The sequence below is a fragment of the Agrobacterium sp. GW821-FHT02D03 genome, from assembly GCF_059421725.1.
In genome coordinates, this window is record NZ_JBWKVN010000001.1 from 1,567,488 (window position 1) to 1,578,628 (window position 11,141).

An 11,141-nucleotide genomic window follows, 5' to 3' on the forward strand; every position below is an offset into this window, starting at 1 on the left:
CGTGTTTTTAAACGGGGCGGGCCGACTATCGGCCCGCCTCCGTTTTTTCATCCGGCAACATAACGGCCGTCACATTTTGATCCGATGCTGCGACAGAGTTTGGCAGTGGCACGTTCCGCTGCTTTTCGCGCATCAGCGTCAGTAGGCCAGAGCCCACGATCAGTGCGATGCCGACGAGCATCCAGCCGTCTATCCTGTCGCCGAAGATCAGGTATCCGAAGAGGATGGCCCAGAGCATTTGGCTGTACTGCGTCGGGCCGATCACCGCTGCGGGCGCATATTGCGCGGCATACATGATGAGGACATTGGCAAGCGCCGCCAACAGGCCGTAGCCAGCCAGCATCAGCCACTGTTCGGCGCTCGGAAGCGTGAAGGAAGGAATCATCAACACGCCGCAGACCGCAAGACAGCCAAGCAGGCCCGCGCCATAAAGCGAGATGTTCTTTTCCCGTGGTCCGATCGCGCGGAAGATGACGATGGAGATCGCCCCGCCCATGCCGCCAATAATAGCGCCAAGGTGACCGATGGAAAGTTCGCGGAAGCCCGGTCTCAGGATGATGAGAACGCCGGCGAAGCCGATGATGACCGCTGACCATCGCTTGATACCGACCTGCTCCTTCAGAAAGATGACCGACATGATGGTGACGAAGGAGGGCAGGAGGAAGATCAGGGCAAAGGCTTCCGCCATGGCAAGGTGCGTGAACGCGACGACGCTGCCGATGGTGCTGGCACCGGTGGCAAAGAACCGCAAAAGCCACAGAGACCGGTTCGTCGTGCGGACGATATCTGTCCAGGCATCGTTACGCTTGCGGATGAAGGGGAGCGCGAGCAGCCCGAAGAACGCTCCGAAGAAGCCCGATTCGACGGGTGGAAGTTGCCCGTCGATAAGTTTTACGCTTGCATCGCTGAAAGCATAGGCCGCGAAGGCGGCAAAGGCGAGCAATATGCCCTTCAACCTGCTGTCTGGCACGAAATCACCGCTGAATTACTGGGTCGAAAACCGCAGCGGCGACGAGGCGCTACTCACGCCATTTCGGGCGCTGCGATCAGTTCATTGCCCTATGCTCTTCCGCTTTCATTTTGGCAATATCCCGCAGTGCATTAATAAGCACGTCCGGCGTTTGTGCGCCGCTGACGGCGTATTTCTGATCCAGGATAAAGAACGGGACCCCAGAAACGCCCATTTGCTGCGCCGCATCAATCTCGGCCTTGATCGTATCCTTATCGGCGTCTGATGCCAGCAGGCGGGATACGAGTTCGCGGTCCATACCGCATTCACCGGCAACGTCAATCAGCACGGCGTGATCGCCGATATTGCGACCTTCCTCGAAGTTGGCCTTGAACAATGCCGTGACGATTCTGTCCTGAAGCGCACGGTCCTCGGCATGCGCCCAGAGCGAAAGCCGGTGCGCATCAAGCGTGTTCGGACCGATTTTGATCGCGTCGAAGTCATAGGCAATACCCACTTCACGACCGAGTTCGGTGAGCATCTTGTGGGCCTGTTCGACGCGATCCTTGCCGCCGAGTTTCTTTTCCAACTCGACCTTCTGATCGACGCCTTCCGGCGGATAATCCGGGTTCAGCTGGTATGGACGCCAGTTGATGTCGACGCTGACCTCGTCCTGAACTTCAGCCAGGGCCAGATCGAGACGCGCCTTTCCGAGATAGCACCAGGGACACACCATGTCCGAGACGATGTCGATGACAATGCGTTGCATGGTGCTGTTCCTTCCTGTGTTTGAATAACGCCTCATCTAGATAGTCTGTGCTTGCGGCACAAGGCGTTACCAAAAGGGAACTAACTGTCACGGGTGGGGCAGCGCAAGCCTTCTACTGCGCGCGCGCGTCCCACCATGTCTGCTTCTGGTTTCCGGTGAGCGGGGTTTTCTCCGGGCGGTCAATGTATTTCCAGCGGGCAACCCATTGTGCGCCGATATAGTAGAGCGGAATCACATAGTGGCCGGCCGTCAGAAGGCGATCGTAGGCGCGCACGGCAACCTCGAAATCTTCCGTCTCACGGGCCTGCAGCAAGGCCTCGATCATCCGGTCGACATCCGGGTCCGCAACTCCTGCATAATTGAAACTGCCATTGGCATTTTTCGAGACCGAGCCCCAGCGATTGATCTGTTCTGCACCCGGTGACAAGGATGACGGGAAGGACCGGATGATCATGTCATAATCGAAGCTGTTGGAGCGGGATTGATACTGCCCGTCATCCACGGAGCGTATCGCCATATCGACGCCTATCAGCTTCAGCGAACGCTGATAGGCGAGCGCAATACGCTCCTGCGCCGGGTTTTGCGTCATGAGCTCGAAGCTCAGCGGCTTGCCGTCCTTATCCACCATCTTGCCGTTCTTGATAGTCAAGCCAGCCTCGCCGAGCTTGGAGACGGCTTTCTTCAGGACGGCGCGATCTGCGCCCGTTCCGTCGGTCGTTGGCATTTCGTAGGTGCCTGCCAGGATCTCCGGCGGCAGACGCTTTGCAGCGTCGCCGAGCAGCGCCAATTCCTTTTCGTTGGCCGGGTTTCCATAGGCACCTAGCTTGGAGTTCTGCCAGTAGCTTTGGGTTCGCTTGAAGGCGCCACCGAGAATGTTTCGGTTCATCCACTCGAAATCGAGCACGTAGGACAGTCCCTCACGCACCTTCTCGTCGGCAAACATCGGTCGACGGGTGTTGAAGACCAGACCGAACATGCCAGACGGTAGGCCCGGTTCGAAAACATCTTTCGAGATGTCGCCGCGCTGAACAGCCGGGAAGTTATAAGCCTGGCCCCAGTGGGAGGTGTCGGAGGTGCCGTTGATCGCATCGCCTTCCGGATAGATATCGATATCGCCCTTTTTGAAGGCTTCGAACATGGTCGTCACCTGCAGGAAGTAGGTGACGCTGATCTCGTCGTAATTGTCGAAACCGATCTTGGAGGGAATGTCCTTGCCCCAATAATTCTTGTCCCGTTCCCAGACGATCTGTTCGCCAGGTCGCAAGGTTTTGATTCGATAGGGACCGGAGCCGATCACCGGCCCGAGGCCTGCCTGCTCGAAGGTTTTGGCATCGATGGCGTGGGCGGGCAGGATCGGCGTGGAGGACGCCAGGATGAGAGGTGTCTCGCGATTGGCTTTTTCATTGAAGGTAAAGCGGACGCTGCGCTCGCCCACTTTTTCCATCTTGGCGACACCATTCAGGCGGCTGTCGAAAGGCGGGCGACCTTTTTCCTTCAAAAGATTGAAGCTGAAGATCACATCTTCCGGCGTGACAGGCTTGCCATCCTGCCAGTGGGCTTTCGGATTGAGGTTGAACTGGATGTAGGTTCGCTCATCGTCCCATTCGGCGCTTTCCGCCAGCAGGCCATATAGGGTGAAGGGCTCGTCATGGGAGCGCTGCATCAGCGGTTCATAGAGGAGATTGCCGAATTCCGGGTCCCAAACTCCGCGCGCGGTGGTGCGCATACCCTTCAAAACGAAGGGATTGAGCGCATCGAATGTGCCGACGACGCCATAGGAGACGCGTCCGCCCTTCTTGACGTCCGGATTGACATAAGGAAGGTTCTTGAAGTCCGCCGGCAGGGCGGGTTTGCCATGCATCGAAATGCCGTGAAGCGGTTCAGCCATCGCCATGCCGGAGATAAGAAGGGCTGGAATGAGCGCCAAAAGGCTTCGCATGTCACTATCCTGTCGCATTCGGGCGATTGATTCCAAGGTCGTGGGACCTGAACTCAAATCGCCTGTCTTGTTTGATTCCCGCGCAAATCTATCACAGCGGACAGGGGCATCCGATCACGGAAATCTTGTCGGATACAAGGAAAAAGTAAAAGAAATGCTGGATATCAGGTCGATCGGGATGTAACAGGAGTCCCGAAACACTCGGGTCACGCATTTGCCTCATTTAAACGACAGTGGAACGGGCAGACGGATACCGGCGATGTTGAGCGGTGCTCACATGAAGCGCTGCTTCGCATAAATTCAGGAGACGGAACTCTTATGATGCAAACTGCAAACACATTCACCCGGGCGGCCCTGTCTGCTCTCGTTCTTTCTCTGGGCGCCGTGTCTGCACCGGCTGTTTCTCAGGCTCAGCAGGCTGCCACTCCGGCCGGCGCTCCGCCTTTGGGCTGGTTCAAGACTTGCAGCAAGCAGGAAGACAATGATGTTTGCGTCGTGCAGAATATCGTTCTTGCCCAGAACGGCCAGATGATCACCGCCGTTGGCCTGATCAGCGTCGAAGGCAAGGTCAACCGTAAGATCCTTCAGGTGTCCGTCCCGACAGCACGTCTTCTGCCTCCGGGCGTCGTCATGCAGATCGATGGCGGCAAGGGCCAGAAGCTCGATTACGCCGTCTGCCTTCCAGACAAGTGCACCGCTGAAGTGCAGCTGACGGATGCGATGATTGCGAGCCTGAAGAAGGGCAACGAAGTCGTCTTCACCTCGATCAACTTCCGTCGCGCGCCGAACCCGATCAAGATTGCGCTGAACGGCTTCACCGGTGCTTATGACGGCCAGCCGATCAGCCAGTCTCAGCTTGCCGAAAGCCAGCGTTCGCTGCAGGAAGGCATGCAGAAGAAGGCTGAAGAAGCCCGCAAGAAGCTGGAAGCAGCACAGGACGCTGCCAAGGCCAAGCCTGCAAACTAATCTGATCTGCAGAGATCAAAAAAAGAACCGGCTTCGTTTGAGGCCGGTTTTTTCGTGTCTGGGTTTTGGGGCTTGCTGGCTCAATGCGTCATGGCCGACTTTGGCCTGAGTTCACCATTGGGAGTGGTGTCGAATATCCGGGTGATATTCGGATTGCGCAAAGGCTGCTCGCTCTCGTCATGCACAAGGTTCTGCTCAGAGACATAGGCGACATATTCTGTCTCGTCGTTTTCCGCCAGCAGGTGGTAGAAGGGCTGGTCACGGTCGGGGCGTATCTCAGCCGGGATCGCGTTCCACCATTCCTCGGTATTTGCGTATTCGGGGTCAACGTCGAATATCACACCGCGGAACGGAAACACCTTGTGGCGAACGACCTCGCCGATGGTAAATTTTGCGTTTCGTTGTTTCATGGCATGTCATCCTTTCCCCGTATAATTTGGGGTATGATGCAGAAATATCAAGATGTAGCGGTCTCAAGCGCCTATCAGCGGATTTTTCCCAAAGGTGCCGTTGCGAGAACCACGCCTCCTGTCACAAGTATAATGCCTACCGCATGATATGGTTCGAATGTCTCGCCAAGAAACAACACGGCCATGACGATGGATACTGGCGGCATCATGTAAAGCGTAATGCCCGCTGTGACCGGTCCGAAGACGCGGACCGTGTGCGTGAAGCAGTAGAAGGCCGCGATTGAAGCAAAGAGAATGATGCCACCAATCTTTGCCCAGGCCGTCGGCGTCGAGGGTAAAAGGCCGCCGTTGAAGAGTTCCATGCCAGCGAGTGGCGCAAGAACAAGAGCGCCGGAAAAGGCGATCGTTCCGAAGAGGCTCAGCGATGCGAGATCGCGCGCGGCGGGATCACGCAGCAGCAGGGAGTAGATTGCGAAGGCGATGGCGCCGCTCAAGATTGCGAGATCGCCAATGTTGAAATTCAATTCCCATAGTTGCGAAACATCTCCCTTTAGAACGATCTCCGCCACGCCGGCAAAGGCAATGAGCATACCAATGAGTTCAAGCCGTCTGATAGGTCGTGCCTGGAAGATGCGCTGAAAGATGATGATGAAGAGCGAGGATGTGGTGTAAATCAGCGTGCCGTTGGCGGCCGAGGTTTTTGTCAGCCCCCAATAGACCACGCCACCACACACCGCCATGCCAAGCGCGCCGAGCACAAACCAGAGCATTGTCTTCTTGCGGATGAAGGTGACGCAGGCGCGCCGGTCGCCCAGAATGAAGGGCAGCACAAAGAGGGTCGATAGCGACCAACGCAGAAAGGCGGTGGTGAAGGGTGAGACTTCGCCGCTGATGCCGCGCCCGAATATTACGTTGCTGGAGAAGAAGAAGGGAACGGCCAGAAAGATCAGCCAGTCACGCAGGCGAGGGGACGGGGCGGGGCTCATGGGCATTTCCAGTTTTCGCATGTGAGCAGACTACTCATCGGCGACCTGTTCGTTGGAAAGAGAAAGGCGCCCCGCAGGGCGCCTAAAGTCGTTCGATGGGCATATATCCCGCCAGGATGGCATAAGGTCTGAGAAAGGCGCTCCCAAGAGCGCCTCACGCGAACCTTTAAGCCGAGTAGTACATGTCGAATTCGACCGGGTGCGGGGTCATTTCGAAACGCATGACTTCCTGCATCTTCAGTTCGATGAAGGCATCGATCTGGTCGTCGTCGAACACGCCACCAGCGGTCAGGAACTTGCGGTCCCTGTCGAGGCTTTCGAGCGCTTCGCGCAGGCTGCCGCAGACCGTAGGGATCTTCTTCAGTTCCTTTGGCGGCAGGTCGTAAAGATCCTTGTCCATCGGCTTGCCGGGATGGATCTTGTTCTTGATGCCGTCGAGACCTGCCATCAGCATGGCAGCGAAGCCGAGATAGGGGTTCTGGGTCGGGTCCGGGAAGCGGACTTCGACGCGCTTTGCCTTCGGGTTGGAGCCGAACGGAATGCGGCACGATGCCGAGCGGTTGCGTGCCGAATAAGCGAGCAGAACCGGTGCCTCATAGCCCGGGACCAGACGCTTGTAGGAGTTGGTCGTCGGGTTGGTGAAGGCGTTGATCGCCTTGGCGTGCTTAATAATGCCGCCGATGTAATAGAGGCAGGTCTCGGAGAGGCCGGCATATTCATCGCCTGCGAAGGTTGGCTTGCCGCCCTTCCAGATGGACTGGTGAACATGCATGCCCGAACCATTGTCGCCATAGATCGGCTTCGGCATGAAGGTTGCCGTCTTGCCGTAGGCGTTTGCGACCTGGTGGACCACATACTTGTAGATCTGCATCTTGTCTGCGCTGGAGACCAGCGTGTCGAACTTGACGCCGAGTTCGTGCTGCGCAGAGGCGACTTCGTGGTGGTGCTTTTCAACGACCACGCCCATTTCGCCAAGAACCGTCAGCATCTCGGAACGCATGTCCTGGAGGCTGTCGACCGGCGGTACTGGGAAGTAGCCACCCTTGACGCGCGGACGGTGACCGAGGTTGCCGGTCTCGTAATCCGTATCGTCGTTGGACGGCAGTTCGGACGAGTCGAGCTTGAAGCCGGTATTGTAGGGATCGGCCTTGTACTTCACGTCGTCGAAGACGAAGAATTCAGGCTCGGGACCAACGAAAACCGTGTCACCGATACCCGACGCCTTGAGGTAGGCTTCAGCCTTCTTGGCCGTGCCGCGCGGGTCGCGGTTGTAGGATTCGCCGGAGATCGGATCGAGAATATCGCAGATGATGACCATGGTGGACTGCGCGAAGAACGGGTCCATATGAACGGTGGCCGGATCCGGCATCAGCACCATGTCGGACTCGTTGATGGCTTTCCATCCTCCGATGGAGGAGCCGTCGAACATGACGCCGTCGGCAAACATGTCCTCGTCCACACAGGCCACGTCCATGGTGACGTGCTGCAGCTTGCCCTTTGGGTCTGTAAAGCGCAGGTCGACGAATTTTACATCGTTGTCCTTGATCTGCTTCAAGATATCATTGGCGGTGGTCATAGCAATTTTCCTTGAGTGGTAATGTTCAACCCGGTGAAGCATGAGCCTTTTTCGGCTCGTCTTTTTTTAAATGGCGTCAACACCCGTTTCACCCGTACGAATACGGATAACTTCTTCCACATTCGAGACGAAAATCTTTCCGTCGCCGATGCGCCCTGTCTGAGCAGCATTGCGAATCGCTTCGATCACAGCGTCCGCATTTTCATCTGCAAGCACCACCTCGACCTTCACCTTCGGCAGAAAGTCGACGACATATTCTGCGCCGCGATAAAGTTCAGTATGGCCTTTTTGACGACCAAAGCCCTTGGCTTCCGTAACCGTTATTCCCTGGAGTCCGACTTCCTGAAGGGCTTCCTTCACTTCATCGAGCTTGAAAGGCTTAATGATCGCTTCGATCTTTTTCATGAGAAAATATCTCTCCGCTTCTCCCGTTAAAGCGGTCTGTCCGCTCAGCCACAAGAATGCACGTATCGTGCCAGATCGGAAGCCGCTTTGGATAAAAAATCTTCCAAATCTGACCTTGAAGGGAACAATTCCGCGCGGTCTGAGCATCTTGAGTCCACATCATGCTCACCAACCGCGCCAAATATGGCAAAGTTCCTCGGAAGCGGCCACAATTACAACTCGTTAGCCTACACGCCCCAACGTCGTGTGTTTGCTAAAAAAATGATCATTTGACTTATTTTTAGTCTTTTTTGCTTGCCTTAAAAAGCGCCGGTTGCGTTTCGCCGCATTTTCCGATGAGGTGCGAATTATGACTCAGTCCGTTCAATATCGTCTCGTCGATCCGGTTGCTATGAGCCGCATTGATGCCGCCGCTGAAGCCAGCGGGCTTTCCATCATCTCGTTGATGGAGCGCGCGGGGCAAGCGGTCGCCGCTTGCGCATTGCGGCACTATCCTGACGCGCGCCGATACGCTGTGCTTTGTGGAGCAGGCAACAATGGCGGCGACGGTTTTGTTGCCGCCCGCGCTCTTCGTGAGGCGGGAGCGGACGTCGCGGTGTTCGTGTTCGGCGATGTGGTCAAGCTCAAAGGTGCTGCCAGGCAGGCTCATGAGGCGTGGATCGAAGTTTCGGGAGATATCGGAAATCAATCGCTCGCCGCATTCACCCCGCGTGATGGCGACGTGGTCATCGACGGGATTTTCGGGGCAGGGCTTTCGCGCGATGTTCCGCCGGAAGTTGCTGAGGTTATTCGCGCTGTCGAGCAGGCAGGAACACCGGTCGTTGCGATCGATCTTCCCTCTGGGCTCTGCGGCCGCCGGGGTGTTGCCCTCGGCTCTGCATTCAAGGCTGCCCGGACAGTAACCTTCGTGGCAAAGAAGCCGGGCCATGTGCTGATACCGGGACGAGAGTTTTGCGGTGCGCTGGAGGTGTTCGATATCGGCATTCCTCGACGCATCGTCGAAGCGAATGTTGGAGCTCTATGGGAAAACTCCCCCGACCTTTGGAAGAGTTATCTTGTCCATGATGATGTGGAGACGCATAAGTTCAAACGCGGCCATCTGACGGTTTTCGCAGGTCCGTCCCATTCGACCGGTGCTGCTCGAATGACGGCGATGTCCGGCTTGCGGGCGGGCGCCGGGATCGTGACGATCGCGGCTCCACAAGAGGCGATCCCCGTTCTTTCGGCGACACTCACGGCGGTGATGGTGACACCGATCGACGATGGAGACGCTCTCGGGGAATGGGCTGAAGACGCACGTCATGGTGCATATGTTCTCGGGCCTGGTTTTGGCGATCTGGAAAAAGCAAGAGAGTTCGTAGCGCTCCTCAAGGATCGCGCGCTCGTGCTTGATGCCGATGGGATTACGGCCTTCAAGGATGATACTCTCAAGCTCTTCTCGCTCTTCGCCGAAGACGCACCGAGGATCATGACGCCGCATGAGGGCGAGTTTGCACGACTGTTCCCGGATATTCATGCGGATGACACACTGAGCAAAATCGAGAAGGCGCAAGCCGCTGCCAAATGCAGCAATGCCGTCATCATCTACAAGGGCGCCGATACGGTGATTGCAGCTCCCGACGGTCGGGCAAGCGTCAACACCAACGCACCCTCGTCGCTGGCAACCGCAGGATCTGGCGATGTGCTGGCCGGTATCTGCGGCGCACTTTTGGCGCAGCAGGTGCCGGCATTCGAAGCCGCCGCTGCGGCCGTTTGGTTGCATGGGGAGATGGGGCAGAGGCTTGGGCCGGGCTTGATAGCCGAAGATCTGGCATCCGCGGTACGGCCATTCGAGGCGAGGGCCAGGACGGGCTGACGAGCGTGTTACAGCTTGGGCGTATGGCTGGACCAGACGGGCTTGCTGATCGTCTGAAGTTCCGAGGTCGGCCTGCCTTCGATGCGTGCCAGGACGGCACGGGCAAGTTCGCGACCCGCCAGCTTGATATCCTCGTTCATCGTGTGGATTTCCGGTCGGAGCCAGTTGAGGAAGTCGGCGGACTGTTTCGACACGATATCCACATCCGTTCCGATCTTCTTGCCACTCGCTTCGATCCCGGCCACGATCGCAATCGTCGAACTGCCACTGATCGACACGATGCCATCCGGCACATCGCTGCCGCTCATCAACCGTGCCGTTTCCTGCTTCAGCTCTTCCAAGGGGGTATCGTTGTTGATGTTGGGCAGGGCGAACTCAGTGATCCCAAAGTCTTTCAATCCACGCTCAAATCCGCGACGGGCAAAGTCGTGGTAGGAGAACTGGCTTTGCGGCAGCAGCACGGCCACGCGTTTCCTGCCGCAATGGGCTAAGCGCTTCATCGCCTCGTAGACATAGGCTTCGTTATCGAAGTCATGAAAGGGGTGGTCGATGCCCATGCTGCTTCTGCCATGGGTGGCAAAGGGCATGTTGCGCTCGGTCATCAGGCGCACGCGCGGATCTTCCGGGCGGACCTTGGAAATGATAACGCCGTCTGCCGATCCCGTCTCCAGAATGTAGCGGATCGGGGTCATCGTGTCCTTGGCATGGGTGTGGGGTGTCACCACCAGATGGTAGGGTGTGTTGGTCAAAACCTCGGTGATGCCGAAGACCATCTGCGAGGTAAAACCCATCAACTCTTCGTCGACGCTCAGAACCAGCGCAATGACATTGGTCTTGCCCGTGCGAAGGCGAACGCCAGCACGGTTTGGCTGATAGCCGATCTGACGGGCGACACGCCGCACGCGCTCCTTGGTATCCGCCCCGATATCGGGTGCGTCTTTCAAGGCGCGGGAGACTGTGGTGATACCGAGACCCGTCATATAGGCAATGGTCTTCAGCGTCGGGCGTTCATTGGACGAAAGCGCTTGGCCGCCTGCTTCTATGTTCGTGCTATCGTTCATTTGCCGCCGCCTCCCATAACCGGACGGGCATCGTAGTGCGGTTTTATTCCATTGCAAAGCTCAAGGTGGCGTTACTGGTACGGCTTGTAACTTGGAGTGTCTGAAACGATGCAGGTTGGATGACGCGAGAGAGGTTGAAACGTGGGTATAGGGAAGCGCGATAGTTAGACATATGGACGCCAGCGCCGGCTTGATTGGTTCCTGAAATACCTTAAAAAATGCTTA

General features: G+C 57.0%; 10 protein-coding genes. 2 read left to right on the plus strand and 8 right to left on the minus strand.

The features are described 5' to 3' along the window. Positions 1 to 25 precede the first annotated feature (25 nt). The 3 genes from AC07U5_RS07315 to AC07U5_RS07325 form a co-directional block, all read right to left on the minus strand. On the minus strand, positions 26 to 970 hold the full coding sequence (locus AC07U5_RS07315; RefSeq protein WP_494722645.1) for a DMT family transporter: 945 nt from the start codon (positions 968 to 970) through the stop codon (positions 26 to 28). Between the two features lie 76 nt (positions 971 to 1,046). Further along, positions 1,047 to 1,718: a DsbA family oxidoreductase gene (locus tag AC07U5_RS07320; protein WP_062598452.1), complete on the minus strand. Its 672-nt coding sequence runs from the start codon at positions 1,716 to 1,718 to the stop codon at positions 1,047 to 1,049. A gap of 112 nt (positions 1,719 to 1,830) precedes the next feature. Continuing rightward, positions 1,831 to 3,657, minus strand: a complete 1,827-nt coding sequence (locus AC07U5_RS07325) for an extracellular solute-binding protein (protein ID WP_343107415.1) — start codon at positions 3,655 to 3,657, stop codon at positions 1,831 to 1,833. 318 nt (positions 3,658 to 3,975) lie between these two features. Here AC07U5_RS07325 and AC07U5_RS07330 point away from each other — a divergent pair, with 318 nt between their 5' ends. Then, positions 3,976 to 4,623, plus strand: a complete 648-nt coding sequence (locus AC07U5_RS07330) for an invasion associated locus B family protein (protein ID WP_343107416.1) — start codon at positions 3,976 to 3,978, stop codon at positions 4,621 to 4,623. A gap of 80 nt (positions 4,624 to 4,703) precedes the next feature. Here the strand turns inward: AC07U5_RS07330 and hspQ are convergent, their stop codons facing one another. The 4 genes from hspQ to AC07U5_RS07350 form a co-directional block, all read right to left on the minus strand. Then, positions 4,704 to 5,033: a heat shock protein HspQ gene (hspQ, locus tag AC07U5_RS07335; protein WP_062437371.1), complete on the minus strand. Its 330-nt coding sequence runs from the start codon at positions 5,031 to 5,033 to the stop codon at positions 4,704 to 4,706. A 74-nt stretch (positions 5,034 to 5,107) separates the two neighbouring features. Continuing rightward, positions 5,108 to 6,025 (minus strand): DMT family transporter, encoded by a 918-nt coding sequence (locus tag AC07U5_RS07340; RefSeq protein ID WP_343107417.1) that lies wholly within the window; start codon positions 6,023 to 6,025, stop codon positions 5,108 to 5,110. 160 nt (positions 6,026 to 6,185) lie between these two features. Beyond that, positions 6,186 to 7,595, minus strand: coding sequence for a type I glutamate--ammonia ligase (gene glnA, locus AC07U5_RS07345; RefSeq protein WP_062437373.1), 1,410 nt, complete (start codon positions 7,593 to 7,595; stop codon positions 6,186 to 6,188). A 66-nt stretch (positions 7,596 to 7,661) separates the two neighbouring features. Next, the gene (locus AC07U5_RS07350; protein WP_007753933.1) at positions 7,662 to 8,000 is read right to left on the minus strand and encodes a P-II family nitrogen regulator; all 339 of its coding nucleotides are present in this window, start codon (positions 7,998 to 8,000) and stop codon (positions 7,662 to 7,664) included. Between the two features lie 349 nt (positions 8,001 to 8,349). Between AC07U5_RS07350 and AC07U5_RS07355 the strand changes: the two genes are divergently transcribed. Then, positions 8,350 to 9,855, plus strand: coding sequence for an NAD(P)H-hydrate dehydratase (locus AC07U5_RS07355; protein ID WP_343107418.1), 1,506 nt, complete (start codon positions 8,350 to 8,352; stop codon positions 9,853 to 9,855). An 8-nt stretch (positions 9,856 to 9,863) separates the two neighbouring features. Here the strand turns inward: AC07U5_RS07355 and AC07U5_RS07360 are convergent, their stop codons facing one another. Beyond that, positions 9,864 to 10,916 carry a LacI family transcriptional regulator gene (locus tag AC07U5_RS07360; RefSeq protein ID WP_343107419.1) on the minus strand — a complete coding sequence of 351 codons (1,053 nt, stop codon included), beginning with the start codon at positions 10,914 to 10,916 and terminating at the stop codon, positions 9,864 to 9,866. Positions 10,917 to 11,141 lie beyond the last annotated feature (225 nt).